The following is a 19,426-nucleotide window of genomic DNA, read 5'->3' on the forward strand; positions in this document are numbered from 1 at the left end:
GCGGTGATGCTGTAGTCGACTCCTGGAAGGCGGTGACGTGCGGCGATCGTCTATACACTCGACGTATACACGGCATGTATACGCAAGGGGTATAGCGTGCCTGTCGCCCTCCCCGAAGGGATGTTCCTGGGAGGACCGCGTGTCACGCGCCCGTTGCCGATCAAGACGGCGATCGCGTGCGGGAGGTTGCCTGCCCGCCTCAAACACGTTGCGCGGCGGTCCGGGCGGGACACAGGATGACGGCGGCGGACCCTCCCCCGTGGAAAGCAGGCAGGAGTTGCCCACAGCCCCGATGCACGCGGACGAGACACGGATCGGCGCATCGCTCGTACGGCGCCTGCTGGCCGAGCAGTTCCCCCGCTGGGCCCGGCTGCCCCTCAGGCGGGTGCGGTCGGCCGGAACCGTCAACGCCCTCTACCGCCTGGGCGACGAGCTGACCGTCCGTCTCCCGCGTATCGCCAACGGCGCCGACGACGCGGTCAGGGAACACGCATGGCTGCCGCGGCTCGCGCCCAGGCTCCCGTTCCCGGTCCCCGAGATCGTCGGCCTCGGCACCCCCACCGCCATCTACCCCTGGCACTGGTCCGTCCTGCGCTGGCTCGACGGCGACCCTCCGACGGCCGGCGCCCTGCCCGACGGACGACAACTGGCCGCCGATCTGGGCGCGTTCGTCGCCTCCCTGCGCGCCCTGGACCTGCCCGGCGGTCCGCCCGCCCACCGCGGCACACCGCTGAGCGCGGTGGACGCCGAGACCCGCTCGGCGATCAACGACCTGCGCGGCAGCGTCGACACCGGTGCCGCGACGGCGGCCTGGGAGGAGGCGCTCGCGGCACCGCGGTGGACGGGCCCGCCCCGCTGGCTCCACTCGGACCTGATGCCGATGAACCTGCTGGTCCGCGAGGGCCGCCTCGCGGCCGTCCTCGACTTCGCCACCCTCGGCACCGGCGATCCGGCCTGCGACCTCGTCCCGGCCTGGAACCTGCTGCCCGCCACGGCCAGGCCCGTCTTCCGGGACGCGGCCGGGGCCGACGGCGCCGACTGGGCACGGGGACGCGGCTGGGCCCTGTCCATGGCCCTCGTCCAACTCCCTTACTACCGCGACACGAACCCGGTGATCGCGGCCAACGCCACCCACGTCATCCACGAAGCACTCGCCGGACGGCGGGACTTGTAGCCGGTCAGGGCCGGCTCACTCCACCAGGGCCTGCGTTCCGAGTACACCGAGGAGCGCGACGCGTTCGGCGTCCTCCGTGCCGGGCTCGGCCGTGTAGACCATGATCCGGAGGTCGCTGCCCGCGACACTGAGCACATCGCAGTCCAGCGTCACGGCACCGACCTGGGGATGGTCGACGATCTTGCGGGACGCCTCGTGGCGGGCGACGGCTCCGGACTCCCACAGCTCCGCGAACCGGATGCTGTTCGCGCACAGGTCCTCGATGAGCTGCCCGAGGCGCCGGTCCGTCGGGTACCTGCTCGCGGTCGCCCGCAGGTCGGCCGCCAGCGTCGCCTCGAACGCCCGCCGCTCCCTGGGTGTGTGCCGCACCCGTCCCGCGGGGCCGACGAAGTTGCGCCACACCCCGTTGCGCTCGTTGCCCCGCCACCCCGAGGGATCGCCGAGCAGGGCCGCGTACAGCGGGTTGGCCAGCAGCAGGGTCCAGGCCGCGTCGTACACCGCCACCGGCGTCTCGCTCAGCCGGTCGAGCAGCCGGTGGACTCCCGGTGTGATGTGGGCCGGCACCATGCCCCGGCCCGGCGGCACCAGTCCGGCCACCTGGAAGAGGTGCTCGCGTTCGGCTCCGGACAGCCGCAGCGCCCGGGCCAGGGCCTCGACGACCTGCTCCGAGGGATGGGCGGCCCGGCCCTGTTCGAGGCGCGTGACGTAGTCGACCGAGATGCCCGCGAGCAGAGCCAGCTCCTCGCGGCGCAGTCCGGCCGCGCGCCGGTTGCCCCCGCCGGGCAGCCCGACGGCCTCCGGCGTGACCCGGTCACGCCAGCGTCGCACCGCCCGGCCGAACTCCGTGTTCACCATGCCACCCACTGTGCACCCCCGCGGCCGGACCCGCCTGGTACCGCCGGTCCCAGGAAGACCGGACTCCTGGCTGCGGGCGGCGCACCGCCGGACCCTGGACGCATGACCACCACACTCATCACCGGAGCGAACAAGGGTCTCGGCTTCGAGACGGCCCGCCGGCTCGTGGCGGCGGGCCACACCGTCTACCTGGGCAGCCGCGACCCGGAACGCGGCCGGCGCGCCGCGGAGCGGCTCGGGGCGCGCCCCCTCGTCATCGACGTCACCGACGACGCGTCGGTCGCCGCGGCGGCGAAGACCGTCGAGGCGGAGGGCGGCCTGGACGTCCTGGTCAACAACGCCGGCGTCGAGGGACGCGGCGAGGGGAACACCGTGATCGGCCCGGCCGAGGTGACCGCCGGAATGATGCGCGAGCTGTTCGAGACGAACGTCTTCGGCGTCGTCCGCGTCACCCACGCCTTCCTGCCCCTGCTCCAGCGGTCCGCGGCGCCGGTCGTGGTGAACCTCAGCAGCGGCCTCGCCTCGCTGGAGCGCATCAGCGACCCCGCGAGCCCGACCCATTTCTACCCGGGCCTCGCCTATCCGGCCTCCAAGGCCGGCGTCAACATGATCACCGTGCAGTACGCGAAGGCGTTCCCCGGCATCCGCGTCAACGCGGTCGAGCCGGGCTACACCGCCACCGACCTGAACGGGAACACCGGCACGCAGACCGTGGAGGAGGGCGCCGAGATCATCGTACGGATGGCGCTCATCGGGCCGGACGGACCGACCGGCGGCTTCTTCGACGCGGCGGGCCCCGTTCCCTGGTGACCACGGCACCCACCCACACAAGGGAACACTTATTCGATTTCAGGGGTACGCTGGCTCCATGGCCATGCATCTCCAGGGCTCCCTCTTCGACCAGACCGACGAACTCCGTCTGGGCCCGCTCGACGGGCTCCGGCGCACGACGCTGGGCGACGGGGCCTGGATCGACCTGCTGCCGGGCTGGGTGAGCGGGGCCGACGAGCTCTTCACCCACCTCGCCGCCGAGGTCCCGTGGCGGGCCGAACGACGCCAGATGTACGAGCACGTGGTGGACGTACCCCGGCTGCTCGCGTACTTCCGCGCGGGCGATCCCCTGCCGCACCCGGTCCTCGACGAGGCGAGGGACGCGCTGTCGGCGCACTACGCGGAGGAGCTGGGCGAGGCGTTCACCACGGCCGGGCTCTGCTGCTACCGGGACGGCCGCGACAGCGTGGCCTGGCACGGGGACAGGATCGGCCGGGGTGCCCGCGAGGACACGATGGTCGCCATCGTGTCGGTGGGCGCCCCGCGCGACCTCCTGCTGCGGCCCCGCGGCGGCGGGGACACCGTCCGGCGTCCGCTGGGCCACGGCGACCTCATCGTCATGGGCGGCTCCTGCCAGCGCACCTGGGAGCACGCGATCCCCAAGACGGCGCGGGCCACTGGACCCCGGATCAGCGTTCAGTTCCGCCCGGACGGGGTGAGCTGAACCGCGGGGCGTGGCCGACTACGGAGCGAGCTGGGCCTGCACCGCGGGCGCGTAGCGGTCGACGATGTCGTCGACGGAGGTGGCGCGCAGATGCGAGCCCCGCGCGATCCCGTACATCACGCCGAGGCCGAGCAGCGTGCTCACGGCGAGTTCGGCGCGCAGCCCCGCGTCCCGGCCGCCGAGCCGCCCGGCGAGACGGTCGCTGACCTGGGCGCGGAAGTTGGCCCGCAGGATCTCGCCCTGCTCCCCCTGGAGCGGGGCGAACACGATCCTCAGGACGGGGTCGGCACCGCGCTGGGTCTGGCCTTCGAGGAGATGGCGGACCATGTGCCGGCCGAGCTCCTCCAGGGGCGCGTCCAGCAGGGCCTCGGCGTCGGACTCGAAGGACATCACGCGGGCGAACAGCGCGTCCTTGTTGCCGAAGTACTTCAGGATCAGCGGCGGGCTCACCCCGGCCCGGTCGGCGACGGCCTTGAGCGTGATGTCCGCGTGCGCGTGCCGGGCCAGCAGATACCGGGCCGCCCGCAGGATCTCCGCCTTGCTGGCCTCGGCGTCACGACGGGGGGCGGGCGCGGCCTCCTGGTCCCGGGCCCGGGCGGCAGGGGACGCCGCGAGACCGGAGTGCGGGGTGGTCACGGTGTTCAGGCTCCTTCGAGCGCCTCGTCGCGGGGCGCGCCGGTCGGGCGGCCGGTTCGCGGGGTCTCGCGGGAGGCGGGGTCGGCGGGTATCGACAGTGCGGCGGCACAGGCCACCAGTGCGACGGTACCCGCCATGACGAAGGCCAGCAGATATCCGTGCAGGGTCGGCACCGGCGCGCCCGCGACCAGGCTCGTGTGGTGCACGAGCACGGCGGCCACGGCGGCACTGCACACGGCCTGCCCGATGGTGCGCATCAGCACGTTGACGCCGTTGGCCGAGGCGGTCTGCCCGGCGGGCACGGCACGCAGGATCAGGGTGGGGAGCGCGGAGTAGGCGAAGGTCGTGCCGATCGAGCAGACCGTGGCGCCGAGGATGATCGCCCACAGGTCGCGGCTGTCGGCGATCCGCAGGACGTACCCGGAGGCGATGATCGCCGTGCCGAGGGCCAGGGTGATCCGGGGGCCGCGGGCCGCGGATATGCGCGCCGAGACGGGCGAGAGCAGCAGCATCGTCACCCCGCCGGGCAGCAGGCACAGGCCGGTGGCCACGATGGACAGGCCCAGACCGTAGCCGGTGGCCGTGGGCGCCTGTACCAGCTGGGCGGTGACCAGCGAGTTGCCGTAGAAGGAGAAGCCGGTCAGCAGCGCGGCGATGTGGGGCAGGGCGACCCGGGGGCGGGCGGCGAGCTTCAGGTCGACCAGGGGGCGTTCGGCGCGCAGCTGCTGGCGCCACCACAGGGCGAGGATCGCGGCGCAGGCGGCGAACAGGGCGAGGATCCTCGGGCTGGTCCAGCCCCAGGTGCCGCCCTGGGACACGGCGAGCAGCAGACACACGAGACCGGCGGCCAGGCCCAGCGCGCCCGGCGTGTCGAAGCGGCCGGGCTCCCGTACGGGCGACTCGCGCACCGCCCACCAGGCCAGTGCCGTGCCGAAGACGCCGAGCGCGGTCGTCGCCCAGAACATGACGTGCCAGTTGGCGTACTGCACCACGAGGGCGGCGAGCGGGAGGCCGAGGGCGGCGCCGATGCCCACGGTGGAGCTCATCAGCGCGACGGCGGAACCGGTGCGCTCCGGCGGCAGCTCGTCGCGCAGGATGCTGATCGAGAGCGGGACGACGGCGGCGGCCGCGCCCTGAAGCGCCCGGGCCACGATCAGGATGCCGATCTGGGAGGTCAGCGCGCACATCAGCGAGCCGACGGTCATCATCCCGAGGGCCATGAGCAGCACGCGCCGCTTGCCGTACATGTCTCCGGCACGGCCCAGGACGGGGGTGAGCACCGCTCCGGCGAGCAGGGTCGCCGTCACCATCCAGGAGACCGCGCCCGCCGAGGCCCCGGTCAGCCGGGGCAGATCGGGCAGCAGCGGGACGACGACCGTCTGCATGACGGCCATGAGGATCCCGCCGAACGCCAGGACAGGGATCGCGAGCCGCTCGCGCAGGGCCGCCATCGGCACTCCAGAAGTAGACGTGAAAAAGGGGTGAATGACAATTCACCTTATCGGTGAATCGCCATTCACCCCAAGCGGGATCCGCTTCCGGGGCGGGCGGCCTCGGGCACCGCTACCTCCGGGCGCGCGCCTGTACTCCGCGGGCGACCCTGGGGCCGAGCCAGCGCTTGAGGCGGCGCAGCGCCTCCAGCCGGCCGGCGGCGCGGTCGATGCGGTAGTAGAGCTGCGGCGGGACGTACGGGAGCAGCGGCGAGTGGCGCTGTCCGAGCAGGGCGAACATCTGCGCCGGCGGAAGCCCGATGTAGCGGGGCAGGTTCTCGTACCACCGGGCGCTGTGGCGGGCCGCGCTCTGCACGGACAGGAGCTCGGCCCTGCGTTCTCGTCCGTAGCCGGTCAGGGCGGTTTCGAGGTCCTGGTGCCCACGCAGCGCCCGCGCCAGGCAGATGGCGTCCTCCAGGGCGAGGGTGGTGCCGGCGCCGATCGAGTAGTGGGTGGTGTGGGCGGCGTCGCCGAGCAGGACGAGGTTGCCCCGGTGCCAGGTCCGGTTGGTCAGGGTGCGGAACGTGAGCCACTGGGCGGCGCCGTCGGACTGCGCCCGGCCGATCAGCCCGTGCCCGTCCAGCAGGCTCGCGAAGAGCTTCTCCAGCGTCGCGAGCCCCTCGGTCTCGCCCGCGGTGTCGAGCCCGAGGCCCCTCCAGGTCTCCGGGGAGCACTCGATGACCAGGGTGCTCCGGTCGTCCCCGAAGCGGTAGGCGTAGCACCAGATCCAGCCGTGGTCCGTCTCCACGAAGGAGAAGGTGAAGGAGTCGAAGACCTTGGTCGTGCCGAGCCAGATGTAGCGGTTGCGGCCGCGCTCGATCTCGCTGCCGAAGTGGTCGGCGTGATGTTCGCGCAGAGCGCTGTTGATGCCGTCCCCGGCGACGACGAGGTCGGCGTCGGGCAGCCGGTCGGGCGTGATCTCGCTCTCGTAGGCGACGCGGACCCCCAGGGACCGGGCCCGTTCGGCGAGCAGGTCGAGCATCCGGCGGCGGCCGATGCCGAACCCCTCGTCCCCGGGGGCCACGGTCGTGCGGGTGCCGACGTGGGCGACGCCGTCCGTCCAGCTCACCGAGTTCTCGCCGACGGCGAGCGCGGACGCCGGGTCGCCCTCGCGCAGTTTGTCGAGCAGGCCCGCCCAGTAGGTCACGCCCCAGCCGTAGGTCGATCCGGCCGGGTTCCTCTCGTGGACGGTGATGTCATGGGACGGGTCCTGGAGCTTCATCAGGATCGAGAAGTACAGGCTTGCGGGTCCGCCACCGACGCACGCGATCTTCACGCGCACTCCCCTATGTTGCACAATGCGGTCAATTGATCACGAAGGGTAGCAGGGGGCGCAACGCCCGTGTTTCACGCCAGATCGCGCGCGTGAACCACGCCACCGACCGGGGGCGGCGGCAGCAAGATCATCACCACGGGGCCCCGCCGCCGGAAGATCTCCGTCCGCGGACAGGTGGCGACCACCCCGGACAACAAGATCATCTTTGTTCAATCCTGCATGACATATACGGGATTGTCCGGATCGCAGCCAACCGACATGCGCGGATTTCTCCGGCTCTTTGACGACCCGATAGGCATATCGGGTCATCAACACAGCTGATCACAGGAGGTCTCCGCATGCCGGAGCTCACTCGTCGCCGCGCTCTCGGAGCCGTCGGCGCGCTCGCCGCGGCCGCAGGTGCCCAGGCCCTCACCACGTCCTCCGCGTCCGCGGCACCGAACGGACCGGCCAGGGCGTCGCACTCCATGGACGGGCACCACCACGGCGGCCCGGAGTCCTTCGACGAGGTCTTCAAGGGGCGGCACATAGAAGGCCGCCCGATGACCGGCGGCGGTCACCATCACATGGGCGGATACGCGGTGTTCGTCGACGGCGTGGAGCTGCACGTGATGAGCAACGCCGACGGCAGCTGGATCAGCGTCGTCAGCCACTACGCGCCGGTGCCCACCCCCCGCGACGCGGCCCGCGCCGCCGTCGTGGAACTCCAGGGCGCACCGCTCGTGCCCTTCGCCGCCAACTGAACCACCCCGCAAGCAGATCGTGGAGTCCCGCACATGACCGTACGCAAGAACCAGGCGAACCTGACCGCCGACGAGAAGCGGCGATTCGTCGACGCGCTGCTGAAGCTGAAGCGCAGCGGCACGTACGACACCTTCGTCACCACGCACAACGCCTTCATCGTCGGCGACACGGACAACGGCGAGCGGACGGGCCACCGTTCACCCTCGTTCCTGCCCTGGCACCGCAGATTCCTCCTGGAGTTCGAGCGGGCCCTCCAGTCCGTCGACCCCTCGGTGGCGCTGCCCTACTGGGACTGGAGCAGCGACCGCACCACGCGGGCGTCGCTGTGGGCGCCCGACTTCCTCGGCGGTACCGGACGCAGCCTGGACGGCCGGGTGATGGACGGCCCGTTCGCCGCCTCCGCGGGCAACTGGCCGATCAACGTCCGTGTGGACGCGCGCACTTACCTGCGCCGGTCGCTGGGCACCGGGGTCCGGGAACTGCCGACCCGCGCCGAGGTCGAGTCCGTGCTCGCCATGTCGACGTACGACATGGCGCCCTGGAACAGCGCCTCGGACGGCTTCCGCAACCACCTCGAAGGCTGGCGGGGTGTCAACCTCCACAACCGGGTGCACGTCTGGGTCGGCGGCCAGATGTCCACCGGCGTCTCCCCCAACGACCCGGTGTTCTGGCTCCACCACGCCTTCATCGACCGGCTCTGGGCCCAGTGGCAGCGGCGTCACCCCGACTCCGGCTATCTCCCGCTCGCGGGCACCCCGGACGTCATCGACATCGGCGAGACGATGAAGCCGTGGAACGACACACGTCCGTCCGATCTGCTCGACCACAGCAAGTACTACACGTTCGACACCGTCTGATCCCGGCCGCGCCGGCCGTGATCACCGGGAGGGTCAGGCCCCGCCCTGTGCCTCGGTCCGGCACTCCGGGTGGCCCCAGCCCTGGGCGTTCTTGGCGATGGGCTCGCCCGCGGCGTAGGAACGCCCGCACACACAACGGCCGTTGAACTTGGCCTTGATGGTGCGGCTCGACGTGCCCGGCCGGGACGCCCCGGCCGCGGGACGGCGGCGCGCGGCGCCCGAGGACTTCGGGGTGTCGGGGGAGGCGGGCGGCTCCGGGGAGCCGAGGTCACTGCCCGCGGCCTGCTGCACCACGGCGGCCTGGCTGGCGGCACGGTCGGCGAAGTCGTTCAGCCGGTCGCCGTCGACCTGGTGGGCGGGAACGTAGCGGAACTCCACCGTGCGGCCGGTGAGCAGTTCGTCGATCCGGGCCACCAGTTCCTGGTTGGCGACGGGCTTGCCCGCGGCCGTCTTCCAGCCCTTGCGCTTCCAGCCCGGCAGCCAGGTGGTGACGGCCTTCATCGCGTACTGGGAGTCCATCCGGATCTCCAGTGGCACCTCGGGCGCGACGGCCGTCAACAGGCGTTCCAGCGCCGTCAGTTCGGCGACGTTGTTGGTCGCCGTGCCCAGCGGTCCGGCCTCCCAGCGGGTGGGGGCCTCGTCCCCGTCGGCGACGACCCAGGCCCATCCAGCGGGTCCCGGGTTTCCCTTCGAAGCCCCGTCACAGGCGGCAACAACGCGTTCAGGCATGGCCCCGATCATGCCACGCCCCGCCCGGGGTCCGCGCACGGGCACGGGCCCCGGTCACCTCCGAGGACGCCGGACGTGCGTCAGGACACATCCGCCATGCCGGGCATCTCGCCCTGCGTCGTCTTCATGTCGATCACGGAGAACGACGCGCCCTGCGGGTCGCTCAGCGCGGCGAACCGGCCGAACGGGCTGTCCATCGGACCGAAGCGCAGCACCGCGCCCCGGGCCGTCGCCTTGGCCACCGCGTCGTCGCAGTTCTCGACGCCGAAGTAGACGTTGACGTACGAGGGCACCTCGGGCGGGAAGTCGTCCGTCATCCTCATCCGGCCGAGGACCGGGTTCCCGCCGATGTTGAAGACGCGGAAGTCGACGGCGTCGTCCTGCACCTGCTGGGCGGTGAAGGGGAAGACGGCGGGGAAGAAGGCGTCGGACTTCTCCGGCTCGCGGGTGAACACCTCGGCCCAGGCGTACGCTCCGGGGTCGCCGATCGACTCGAAGCCCTCGTGGACTCCCGCCTGCCAGACGCCGAAGACGGCCCCGCCGGGGTCCCGGGCCAGCGCCATGGTGCCGAAGTCGCCCACCTGCATCGGCTCCATCAGCACCTCGCCGCCCTCGCTCCTGATCTTCTCGGCGGTCGCGGCGGCGTCGGGCGAGGCGAAGTACAGACACCAGGCGGACTGGCCCTCCTGGCCCGGCATCGGCGGCACCACGGCGGCCACCGCCTTGCCGCCGGAGTAGGCCTGCGTGTAGTTCCCGTACTCCGAGGACGCCTCGCCGAACGTCCAGCCGAGCACGTCCCCGTAGAAGCTCTTGGCCCCTTCGACATCGCTGAACATCGCGTCCGCCCAGCAGGGCGTTCCTTCAGGCTGTACGGCCATGACCCGACCTTCTCCTGTCCGGTGAACGGTTGCGCTGCTCACGCTAGCCAGGCTTCAAGCGGGCCGCGCGCCGAAGCGCCGGGCCCGCAGGACACTGGAGAGCGGGCCGACCTGGCAGGCGACGGGACGGGGCACGGGATCATGCGGGCGTGGGAAGTGGTGACACCGGGGCCGATCGAGGGCGAGCCGCTGCGCCTCACCGACAGACCGGTGCCGGTGCCCCGGCCCGGTGAACTCCTGGTGCACGTCCGCGCCTGCGGGGTGTGCCGCACCGATCTGCACGTCGCCGAGGGGGACCTGCCCGTACACCGGGCGCACGTGACCCCCGGCCACGAGGTCGTCGGTGTGGTCGCGGCGACCGGCGGCGCGGTGAGCGGATTCGTGCCCGGCGACCGGGTCGGGGTCGCCTGGCTGCGCCGTACGGACGGCACCTGCGGGTATTGCCTGCGCGGGGCCGAGAACCTGTGTCCCGCGTCCGAGTACACCGGCTGGGACGCCGACGGCGGATACGCGGAGTACACGACCGTGCCCGCCGCCTTCGCCCACCGGCTGCCCGAGGGCGTGGACGACGTCGCCCTGGCACCCCTGCTGTGCGCGGGCATCATCGGCCACCGGGCGCTGCGCAGGGCCGCGCTGCCGCCGGGCGGCAGGCTCGGGCTGTACGGCTTCGGCGGCAGCGACCACCTGTGCGCGCAGCTCGCGCTCGCCGAGGGCGCCACCGTGCACGTGCTGACCCGTGATCCGGCCGCGCGCCGGCTGGCGCTCTCCCTGGGGGCCGCGTCCGCCCGCGGGGCGTACGACGAGCCGCCCGAACCGCTGGACGGCGCGATCCTGTTCGCGCCGGTCGGTGATCTCGTCCCGGTCGCCCTGCGGGCACTGGACCGGGGCGGTGTCCTGGCCGTCGCCGGCATCCATCTGAGCGACATTCCGCCGCTCCGCTACGAGAGCGACCTCTTCTACGAGAAGGAGCTGCGCAGCGTCACGGCCAACACACGGGAGGACGCCAGGGACTTTCTCGGACTGGCGGCCCGCCACGGCATCCGCGCCACGACCCACGCCTATCCGCTGGAGCGGGCGCCGCAGGCTCTGCGGGATCTCAAGGCGGGCCGCTTCGACGGGGCGGCGGTCCTGGTGAACGACCGCCCGCCCCAGGACTGAGCATGCGGGCCGGCCACCCCCGTGCGTGGATGGACCCAGGGTGTGCTGCTGGTGTGCTGCTGTGGAGGTGCGATGGCGGTCCGGGGCGGTGACGGGAGGGGGGAAACCGGCACGCCCGGCGCCGGGAGCGCGCGTACCGGGACGACGGGCGCCGGGGCGGCCGGTGCGCGCGTGCCGGCGGACGTCCTGGAGGAGACCGCCGAGTCCATCGGCACGACCCTGGACGAGACCACGACCTGCCAGGAGCTCGCGGCGTTCGTGTGCCGGCGTCTGTGCGAGAGCGCCGCGGTGGACCTGCTGCCCACGGACGTGACGGCCGCCCGCCGCTCCCCGGACGCGGAGTTCACCCGAGCGGCAACGGCAGGGCGCACCCTGCTGCTCACCCCGCCGGACGGGCCGCGTCCCCTTTCCGTCCGGGCACTCGACGAGGGCCGTCCGATCGCCGCCTCGATCGACCTCTCCGCCCGGACGCCCCGCCAGGTCGCCGCCGTGCCCCTGCTCGCGCACGGACGCCGGTACGGGGTGCTCCTCGCCGTCCGGCAGGGAACGCCGTTCACGAGCACCGACCTGGCCGTCGCCCAGCACGCGGCGCGCCTCACGGCCGTGCACCTCGGGCACGCCCGACGGCACGAGACGCTGCGCGGCACGGTCCTGGACCTCCAGCGGGCGCTGCTCGCCGCGCCGGGCCGCCCGCATCCGAACCTGGACCTCGCCACCCGCTACCTTCCCGCGGGCGGCGGTTCCCTGGTGGGCGGGGACTGGTTCGAGACCGTGCGGCTGCACTTCGGGCGGACCCTGCTGGTCGTGGGCGACGTGATGGGCCACGGCCTCGACGCCGCCGTGGACATGACCGCGTACCGCTCGATGCTGCGCTACGTCGCCTCCACGGATCTCCCGCCGCACCGGGTGCTGCGCCGTCTGGACACCGCGGTGGCCGAGGACGGCACCCGGCGGCCGGCCACCTGTCTGCTCGTCCGTGTCGATCCGGCGCGCGGCACGGCGGTGATCGCCGGCGCGGGGCACCTGCCCCCCGTGGTGTTCGCCGGGGACGGCACGGGCGAACTGCTGCCCCTGCCGGTGGGGCCGCCACTGGGCACGGGGCTCGGCGGCTACCAGCAGGTGGTCCGCCGGCTCTCCCCCGACGACACGCTGGTGATGTTCACCGACGGGCTCGTCGAACGCCGCGGCGAGGACATCGACGAGTCGCTCGCACGGCTGGCCGCCCTGCGCCTGCCCCCGGGCGCCGGGGTCGACGAGCTGCTCGACGAGGTGCTCGTCAAGCTCGACGCCCGCCACGCCGAGGACGACGTCGCGGTGCTGGCGGCCAGGATCCGCCCGCGCGGCGATCCCGCCTGAGCCGCCTCGGGACGCCTCTTCCGCCTCCGGTCACTCCCCCGCGTGCGCCCGTTCCAGGGCCGCCATGTCCAGTTTCGTCATCTTGTACATCGCCTGGGCCGTACGGGCGGCCTTCTCCGTGTCCGCGTCACCGAGCAGCTCGATGAGCCCGTCCGGTACGACCTGCCAGGACAGTCCGTACTTGTCCTTCAGCCAGCCGCAGGGGCCCGCCTCGCCTCCGTCCTCGATGAACTTGTTCCAGTAGTGGTCCACCTCTTCCTGGCCGTAGCAGTGGATCTGGAACGAGATCGCCTCGTCGAAGGTGAACTGCGGGCCCCCGTTGACCGCGACGAACTTCTGGCCGTTGGCCGTGAACTCCACGGCAAGGACCGAACCCGCGGGGCCGGGCCCGGCCTCGGTGTAGCGGCCGACCCGGCCGAGCCGGGAGTGCTTGAACATCGAGACGTAGTAGGTGGCGGCCTCCTCGGCCTGGCCGTCGAACCACAGGCAGGTGGCGAATCCATCGGCGGGCATGTGTACCTCCTCGTGCGGAAACGTCGTCCCTCTGTCGACCGATCCTCGTCCGAAAACTCATCGGCCGCGCGCGCACGGCCTCACCCGCGGCGCCTCGGGCCGACCCGCCGAACCGACCCGACGAGGCACTCCCGCACCGGGAAAACCGATGCCCGACGCCCCGCACGCGGGGATAGCATCCGCGGACATGATCTTCAGCGACTCCCCCGGGAGCCCCGGCGACGCGGCCGGCATCCCCGGCGGCCCCGCCGGCATCCGTCCCTTCCGTGTCGGCTTCCCGCAGAGCGACCTGGACGACCTCGACCGGCGTCTCGACGCCACACGCTGGCCCGACGAACTGCCGGGCGCGGGCTGGGCCTACGGCGTTCCGAGGGACTACCTCCAGGATCTCGTGCGCCACTGGCGGCACACCTACGACTGGCGCGCGGCCGAGGAACGCCTCAACACGTGGCCGCAGTTCACCACCGAGATCGACGGCGCGCGACTGCACTTCGCCCACATCCGCTCACCGGAACCGGGGGCGACCCCGCTGATCATCACGCACGGCTGGCCCGGGTCCATCGTCGAATTCACCGATGTCGTGGGGCCGTTGACCGATCCGCGCGCGCACGGCGGCGATCCGGCCGACGCCTTCCACCTGGTGGTGCCGAGCATCCCGGGCTTCGGGCTGTCGGGCCCGACCCGGGACACCGGCTGGGAGTTCAAACGGGTGGCCGCCGCGTTCGCCGAGCTGATGGAACGCCTCGGGTACCGGCGGTACGGCGCGCAGGGCGGGGACTGGGGCGGAGCCGTCTCGCGCGAGCTCGGCCGGGCGCACCCCGACCGGGTGTTCGGCGTCCATCTCAATCTGCTGCCGGGGTCGTCCGCCGTCACCGAGCCGACCGCGGCGGAACTGGCCGCGCTGAGCCCGTACGAGCGCGAGCGCACCCTCGACTCCTGGCGGCGGGGCCGGGAATGGGACCGCGAGGAGGCGGGGTACGCGGCGCTCCAGTCGACCCGGCCGCAGACGCTCGCGTACGCGCTCACGGACTCGCCGGTCGGTCAACTCGCCTGGATCGCGGAGAAGTTCATGCGGTGGACGGACTCGCGGGACCGACCCGAGGGCGCCGTCGACCGGGACCTGCTGCTGACCAACGTGATGCTGTACTGGCTGACCGGCACGGCCGGTTCGTCCGCGCGGATCTACTACGAGCGTGCCCACGCGGACTACTGGGGCACCCCGCCCGAGCCGTCGACGACGCCGACCGCGCTCGCCGTCTTCCCCGAGGAGAACTTCGTCGCGCTGCGCCATGTCGCGGAGCGCACCGACACCATCGTGCGCTGGACGGAGTTCGACCGGGGCGGGCACTTCGCCGCGATGGAGCAGCCGGAGCTGCTGGTCGCCGACATCCGGGCCTTCTTCCGTCAACTCCGCGCGGGCGCCTGACCGCTCTGCCGACTTTGCCGACTCTGCCGACTCTGCCGACTCTGCCGACGGCGAATCTGCCGCGGGCCGAGAAATCCCGTCCGCCGCCTGCCGCGGACCGACAGTGGAGTCAGCGGCGACACCCGCCGCGTCACGACCAGGAGGACCCATGACTCCGCTCAGCACCGGCCTGTACCCGGACCGCTCACCGCGCGCCGAGGAGGGCGACACCCCCACGACCCGCTACGACGACCATCTGGCCGCGCAGTTGCTCGCCCAGCGGATCGTCTTCCTGGGCACCCAGGTCGACGAGGTCTCCGCCAACCGTGTGTGCGCCCAGTTGCTCCTGCTGTCCGCCGAGGACGCGCGCTCCGACATCAGCCTGTACATCAACAGCCCGGGCGGCTCGGTGACCGCCGGACTCGCCATCTACGACACGATGCGGCTGATCCCCAACGACGTCTCCACCCTCGCGATGGGATTCGCCGCGAGCATGGGGCAGTTCCTGCTCAGCGTGGGAGCGCGCGGCAAGCGCTTCGCCCTGCCGAACGCGCGGATCATGATGCACCAGCCGTCCGCGGGGATCGGCGGCACCACCGCCGACATCGAGATCCAGGCGCAGAACCACGAGTTCACCAAGCGGGCCATCGAACGCATCACCGCGGAGCACACGGGACAGAGCGAGGAGACGATCTCCAGGGACGGTGACCGCGACCGCTGGTTCACGGCGGAACAGGCGAGGGAGTACGGCATGGTGGACCGGGTCGTGGAGTCGCTCGCCGACGTCCGCCCGGCCGCGGCACGGCGACGGGCGGGGCTCTGACATGGGTACGTACACGATTCCGAACGTCGTCGAGCGGACCCCGCAGGGCGAGCGGTCGTACGACGTCTTCAGCCGGCTCCTGTCCGAGCGGATCATCTTCCTCGGCACGGAGATCGACGACGGCGTCGCCAACGTCGTCATCGCGCAACTCCTCCATCTGGAGTCCTCGGCCCCGGAGAGCGAGATCGCGATCTACATCAACTCGCCCGGTGGATCGTTCACTTCGCTCATGGCCATCTACGACACGATGACCTTCGTCCAGGCGCCGATCTCGACGTTCTGCGTCGGACAGGCCGCCTCCACGGCCGCCGTGCTGCTGGCCGGGGGCGATCCCGGGCGGCGGTTCGTCCTCGAGCACGCGCGCGTGCTGCTCGGCCAGCCGGCCAGCGGCGGCCGTCAAGGGACGGTGTCGGACCTCAGCCTCCAGGCCAAGGAGATGCTGCGGATCCGCGCGCAGGTCGAGGAGGTCCTGTCGCGGCACACCCACCACGACGTCACCACCCTGCGCGCGGACATGGACCGCGACAAGATCTTCACCGCGCGGGAGGCGGTGGAGTACGGGCTCGCGGACGAGATCCTCAGCCGCCGGCTCGCCGTGGTCTGACCTCGGCCTCGCCCCGGCGGCGGACCGGCGTCAGGCGGCCAGGCACATCCCGTCGTACCGCGAGGACGAGGACGGGGCCGACCCGGCGCGGCTCCGGAGGGACGGGCCCCGGGTGTGCCGGATCAGCTCCCGCTGGGCCAGCGACAGAAGATCGCCCAGGCCGAGGCCGAGGGCGCGCGCGGCCGCCGCGAGGACCTCGGAGGACGCCTCCTTGCGGCCGCGCTCGACCTCCGAGAGATAGGGCATGGAGATCCGGGCCGCCTCGGCCACGTCCTTGAGCGTGCGTTCCTGGGCCTGCCGTTCGCGCCGCAGGACGTCTCCGACCAGGTCGCGCAACAGCGGCTCCCTGACCGCGGGAGCCGCGGGGCCCCGGTCAGGGGCGGGCGCGGGCGGGCGCGGCACCCGGTCCGGGGCCTCCGCCGCCGGCGTCCGGGAGGGCCCCGCCGCCGCCGGGCGCAGGGGAATGACGCGGGCTTCGTTCCTCACGTGGTCGCTCACCCCTTCAGCCTAGGAGCGCCGGGCCGCACGGGAAGGGAGCGGCGTTCCGCTCTCGGTGAAGCGGGCGGAACGCCGACGGCCCCGGCCGTGCGGGCCGCCCCGGCCGAGCGGCGGATCTCACGATGCGGGGGCCTCCCCGGAGGAACCCGCGGAGGAGGCCGGTCCCGACGCCGGGGGCGCCTCCGACGCGGGCGACGCGGGAGAGGCGGGCTCGCTGGACGGGGGCTCCGGAGGCGCCGAGGACGGCGGGGCGGAGGACGGTCCGGCGGAGGACGACGAGGTCGACGGCGACGAACTCTCCGAGGACGGCGAGGTCGCGGTCGACGGGCACGGGCTTCCGGACTCCGTCTTCGAACCGCCGGGCGAGACGCACGGTGAGGCGGAGCCGGAGACGCTGGCCGAGGGCGAGGGGTTCACCGGCGGATGCGTCTTCTTGTCCTTGTGCACGTCGTTGCCGCGGTGCCGGGCGATCCATTCCTTGTTCTCGGGGTCGTAGAGGACGAACACGTTGATGACGGTCGTCGAGGGTGCCACGACCACGACGTCCTTCGAGCGGTACCCGGGCCAGGAGTCGCCCGTCGCCGTGGGCGTGCCCTTCTGCGCGACCGGCGGGAGGAGCGGGTTGCCGCAGGCGCAGCGCACCCGGGGCACACCGCGGGAGTCGACGAGGACGGCGGTGCCGGTCTGGAGGACCGACTGGAAGCTGGTGGGCGCGCCGTTGCGGTAGCCGTGGTTGGTGACGCGGGTGTCCAGGCGCAGCTGTACGGGCGTCAGGGAGCGCAGATACGCGGGCACCTCGTCCGGCTGGATGCCCTCGACCGAGGCGAAGGCCTTGTTCTTGGCCGGGTCCGCCTTGAGCGCGCTGATCTGCTTCTCCACGTCGCAGCTGGAAACGTCGCGCGTGCCGCCGTAGAGGCCGGGCGCGTTGCCGCTCACGGCGACGGTGGCGTTGGCGGGTGCCGACGTGGCCGGGGTCGCGGGGTCCGTCGGTGCGGCGGACGTGTCGTTCGCGGTCGACTCGGTGAACGGGTCGGGTCCCGCCTTGTCCGCGGACTGGAGGAAGACCTCGCTGCCGGCGTTCTTCGTCCCGCCGCCGTTGTTGGTGAAGACCAGTCCGAGGATCACGGCCGCCGCCACGACCCCGGTGATCAGCGCGACCCGCGGCGCCGACCGCCACCACGGCCGGTCGGGTCCTCCTCCGCCCGGCTGTCCCGGCCCGACGCCGGAGCCTCCGGGTCCCTCGGGACCGCCCGCCCCGCCGCCGCCCGTACCGCCGCCCCCGGAACCGCCACCGCCCGTACCGCCCCCTCCCGTGCCGCCGCCTCGGCCACCCGCGCCGGAGGCGCCGCTCGGCGGTCCGGCGGGCGGGACGGCGACGGGCTGGGTGGGGCTCGGCTGCGTGGGGCCCGACAGCGGGCCCGAGGGCGGTCCGGTGGGACGGCCGGAGGACGGCGGTTCGACGCTCACGAGCTCTTCTTCCCGCTGGAGGGATGCCGCGGCACCGTCATGCCTTTGGGCCGCTTTCTTCCACAACGCCCCCATTGTGTGCCCGGGTCCGCCGGTGCCCGCAAGCCGACGCGGTCGGCTCTCCCCGAGGGGCGGACGGTGTCGGCGCTGCTTAGCGTGGCAGCGTGAGCCCCCAGACACCGTCCGCCTTCCCGGCCGACAGCAGCGGCGCGCGTCCGGACGCCCGGCACGGCTGGATCCAGGCCCTCGTGGTCGTCCTGGCCGGTCTGGTCCTCATGGGGGTGGTCGCCGCGCTCGGCCTGTGGGCGTCCGGCGCCACCGATCTCCCCGACAACGCCTTTCCGCGGGTGGTCGCCGCCACCCTGGTCACGGCGGTCGGCGGCACCATCGAACTCACCGGCGACGCGGGAGCCATCGCCCAGACGAAGGCGGGCCTCACGGTGGTCCCGCTGTCGGTGACCCTGGCCGGGGCACTGGTGCTGGGGGCGGGATTCCTGCGGCCGCTGCGGCATCGCGCGGTGGCCGGGGCGAAGGAACTGGCGGGCTGGGCCGGACGGCTGGCCCTCCTGTGGCTGCTCGTCCTGATCGGGCTCACGCTCGCGGCCCGCCAGAACTTCACCGTCGACCTCGGGAACGGCACCATCGGCGCCATCGGTGACCTGTTCGGCGCAACGCCCGAGGTGGGTTTCAAGGCCGCCGTGGCGCCGACCCTGATCCTCGGCGTGCTGTGGCTGGCCGGTGTGTTCGTGATCGCGCTGCTGGTCTCGCGGAGCGCGCCGCTCCCGGCCCGGCTGCTGCGCTTCCAGGAGTCGGTGCGGCCCGCCGCGTACGCCATGGTCGTCCTGCTGCTCACCTGCGTGGGGCTCGGCGTGGTGATCGGGCTGGTGGTGGCGGCGACCCGCGGGCATCCGGCCGAGACGTTCGCCGTGATGCTGCTCGGTCTTCCCAACGTCGTCTGGCTCGCGTTCACCATCGGTCTCGGCGCCACCTGGAACGGGCGCGTGGACGGGCCCTTCGGGCTGCCGATGCCGCATGTCCTCGACGAGGTGCTGCGTACTCCGGACGTGTCCGAGCTCAATCTCGGCTCGCTGGCCGACTACGACGGCCGGGTCTGGTGGCTCGTGGTCGTCGACGCCGTGCTGCTCCTCGGGGCGGCGTTCCTGATGGCCGCCCGCTCACCGGCCCGGACGCGGGCCTGGCAGCACGCCGTCCACATGGCGGTCGCGCTGGCGCTGACGGTGCTCATGATCTGCCTGCTCGGCCGGCTCTCGGCGCACTACGGCCTGTCGATCCTCGGTCTCGGCGACATCGGCGGCGGCCTGAAGGGCGAGCTCTTCCTCAGCCCGCGGGTGTGGGGCGCCCTCGGCCTGGCCCTGCTGTGGGGGCTGGTCACCGGATTCCTGGGCGCGCTCCTGGCCAGGGGCGTCCGGCGCAGGGGAGAGATCGGCTCCGACGGCTGACGGTCGCA

The 19,426-nt window shown here is 72.8% G+C and carries 20 protein-coding genes; 11 read left to right on the forward strand and 9 right to left on the reverse strand.

Annotation, left to right across the window (positions count from 1 at the left end; all coding sequences use genetic code 11):
- The first annotated feature begins 292 nt into the window (after positions 1-292).
- A complete protein-coding gene (locus tag WJM95_RS01170) occupies positions 293-1,174 on the forward strand; it encodes an aminoglycoside phosphotransferase family protein (protein ID WP_339135286.1) in 882 nt (293 codons plus the stop codon).
- A 15-nt stretch (positions 1,175-1,189) separates the two neighbouring features.
- On the opposite strand, the gene WJM95_RS01175 is transcribed toward WJM95_RS01170, so the two are convergent.
- Complete coding sequence (locus WJM95_RS01175) at positions 1,190-2,029, reverse strand: helix-turn-helix transcriptional regulator (protein WP_339127549.1); 840 nt, start codon at positions 2,027-2,029, stop codon at positions 1,190-1,192.
- A gap of 102 nt (positions 2,030-2,131) precedes the next feature.
- Between WJM95_RS01175 and WJM95_RS01180 the strand changes: the two genes are divergently transcribed.
- Both WJM95_RS01180 and WJM95_RS01185 read left to right on the forward strand, forming a co-directional pair.
- Positions 2,132-2,839 carry an SDR family oxidoreductase gene (locus WJM95_RS01180; RefSeq protein ID WP_339127550.1) on the forward strand — a complete coding sequence of 236 codons (708 nt, stop codon included), beginning with the start codon at positions 2,132-2,134 and terminating at the stop codon, positions 2,837-2,839.
- Positions 2,840-2,897: 58 nt separating this feature from the next.
- Positions 2,898-3,524: an alpha-ketoglutarate-dependent dioxygenase AlkB gene (locus WJM95_RS01185; RefSeq protein ID WP_339127551.1), complete on the forward strand. Its 627-nt coding sequence runs from the start codon at positions 2,898-2,900 to the stop codon at positions 3,522-3,524.
- Between the two features lie 18 nt (positions 3,525-3,542).
- Here the strand turns inward: WJM95_RS01185 and WJM95_RS01190 are convergent, their stop codons facing one another.
- The 3 genes from WJM95_RS01190 to WJM95_RS01200 form a co-directional block, all read right to left on the reverse strand.
- Positions 3,543-4,160 (reverse strand): TetR family transcriptional regulator, encoded by a 618-nt coding sequence (locus WJM95_RS01190; protein WP_339127552.1) that lies wholly within the window; start codon positions 4,158-4,160, stop codon positions 3,543-3,545.
- A gap of 5 nt (positions 4,161-4,165) precedes the next feature.
- Positions 4,166-5,611, reverse strand: a complete 1,446-nt coding sequence (locus WJM95_RS01195) for an MFS transporter (protein WP_339127553.1) — start codon at positions 5,609-5,611, stop codon at positions 4,166-4,168.
- A gap of 112 nt (positions 5,612-5,723) precedes the next feature.
- The gene (locus tag WJM95_RS01200; RefSeq protein ID WP_339127554.1) at positions 5,724-6,926 is read right to left on the reverse strand and encodes an FAD-dependent monooxygenase; all 1,203 of its coding nucleotides are present in this window, start codon (positions 6,924-6,926) and stop codon (positions 5,724-5,726) included.
- Positions 6,927-7,264: 338 nt separating this feature from the next.
- Between WJM95_RS01200 and WJM95_RS01205 the strand changes: the two genes are divergently transcribed.
- The gene (locus WJM95_RS01205) at positions 7,265-7,669 is read left to right on the forward strand and encodes a tyrosinase cofactor (RefSeq protein ID WP_339127555.1); all 405 of its coding nucleotides are present in this window, start codon (positions 7,265-7,267) and stop codon (positions 7,667-7,669) included.
- 33 nt (positions 7,670-7,702) lie between these two features.
- Entirely contained in the window at positions 7,703-8,527 is an 825-nt protein-coding gene (locus tag WJM95_RS01210) for a tyrosinase family protein (RefSeq protein WP_339127556.1), read from the forward strand.
- Between the two features lie 33 nt (positions 8,528-8,560).
- Here the strand turns inward: WJM95_RS01210 and WJM95_RS01215 are convergent, their stop codons facing one another.
- Both WJM95_RS01215 and WJM95_RS01220 read right to left on the reverse strand, forming a co-directional pair.
- Positions 8,561-9,268 (reverse strand): ribonuclease H, encoded by a 708-nt coding sequence (locus WJM95_RS01215; RefSeq protein ID WP_339127557.1) that lies wholly within the window; start codon positions 9,266-9,268, stop codon positions 8,561-8,563.
- A gap of 68 nt (positions 9,269-9,336) precedes the next feature.
- Positions 9,337-10,134, reverse strand: coding sequence for a VOC family protein (locus WJM95_RS01220; RefSeq protein ID WP_339127558.1), 798 nt, complete (start codon positions 10,132-10,134; stop codon positions 9,337-9,339).
- Between the two features lie 141 nt (positions 10,135-10,275).
- On the opposite strand from WJM95_RS01220, the gene WJM95_RS01225 reads away from it, so the two are divergent.
- Together WJM95_RS01225 and WJM95_RS01230 are read left to right on the forward strand one after the other, a co-directional pair.
- A complete protein-coding gene (locus tag WJM95_RS01225; RefSeq protein ID WP_339127559.1) occupies positions 10,276-11,292 on the forward strand; it encodes a zinc-binding alcohol dehydrogenase family protein in 1,017 nt (338 codons plus the stop codon).
- A gap of 171 nt (positions 11,293-11,463) precedes the next feature.
- Complete coding sequence (locus tag WJM95_RS01230) at positions 11,464-12,648, forward strand: GAF domain-containing SpoIIE family protein phosphatase (protein WP_339127560.1); 1,185 nt, start codon at positions 11,464-11,466, stop codon at positions 12,646-12,648.
- A 30-nt stretch (positions 12,649-12,678) separates the two neighbouring features.
- Here WJM95_RS01230 and WJM95_RS01235 read toward each other — a convergent pair whose 3' ends face one another.
- The gene (locus tag WJM95_RS01235) at positions 12,679-13,161 is read right to left on the reverse strand and encodes a VOC family protein (protein WP_339127561.1); all 483 of its coding nucleotides are present in this window, start codon (positions 13,159-13,161) and stop codon (positions 12,679-12,681) included.
- A gap of 187 nt (positions 13,162-13,348) precedes the next feature.
- On the opposite strand from WJM95_RS01235, the gene WJM95_RS01240 reads away from it, so the two are divergent.
- From WJM95_RS01240 to WJM95_RS01250, 3 genes are all read left to right on the forward strand, one after another.
- Complete coding sequence (locus tag WJM95_RS01240) at positions 13,349-14,587, forward strand: epoxide hydrolase (protein ID WP_339127562.1); 1,239 nt, start codon at positions 13,349-13,351, stop codon at positions 14,585-14,587.
- 148 nt (positions 14,588-14,735) lie between these two features.
- Positions 14,736-15,389, forward strand: a complete 654-nt coding sequence (locus WJM95_RS01245) for an ATP-dependent Clp protease proteolytic subunit (RefSeq protein WP_339127563.1) — start codon at positions 14,736-14,738, stop codon at positions 15,387-15,389.
- A gap of 1 nt (position 15,390) precedes the next feature.
- The gene (locus WJM95_RS01250) at positions 15,391-15,993 is read left to right on the forward strand and encodes an ATP-dependent Clp protease proteolytic subunit (protein WP_339127564.1); all 603 of its coding nucleotides are present in this window, start codon (positions 15,391-15,393) and stop codon (positions 15,991-15,993) included.
- Positions 15,994-16,023: 30 nt separating this feature from the next.
- Here the strand turns inward: WJM95_RS01250 and WJM95_RS01255 are convergent, their stop codons facing one another.
- Both WJM95_RS01255 and WJM95_RS01260 read right to left on the reverse strand, forming a co-directional pair.
- Positions 16,024-16,491, reverse strand: a complete 468-nt coding sequence (locus WJM95_RS01255; protein ID WP_339127565.1) for a helix-turn-helix transcriptional regulator — start codon at positions 16,489-16,491, stop codon at positions 16,024-16,026.
- 117 nt (positions 16,492-16,608) lie between these two features.
- On the reverse strand, positions 16,609-17,958 hold the full coding sequence (locus WJM95_RS01260) for a DUF6777 domain-containing protein (RefSeq protein WP_339127566.1): 1,350 nt from the start codon (positions 17,956-17,958) through the stop codon (positions 16,609-16,611).
- Positions 17,959-18,122: 164 nt separating this feature from the next.
- On the opposite strand from WJM95_RS01260, the gene WJM95_RS01265 reads away from it, so the two are divergent.
- Complete coding sequence (locus tag WJM95_RS01265) at positions 18,123-19,418, forward strand: streptophobe family protein (protein ID WP_339127567.1); 1,296 nt, start codon at positions 18,123-18,125, stop codon at positions 19,416-19,418.
- The last annotated feature ends 8 nt before the right edge of the window (positions 19,419-19,426 follow it).

This window comes from Streptomyces sp. f51 (assembly GCF_037940415.1).
Lineage (GTDB): Bacteria > Actinomycetota > Actinomycetes > Streptomycetales > Streptomycetaceae > Streptomyces.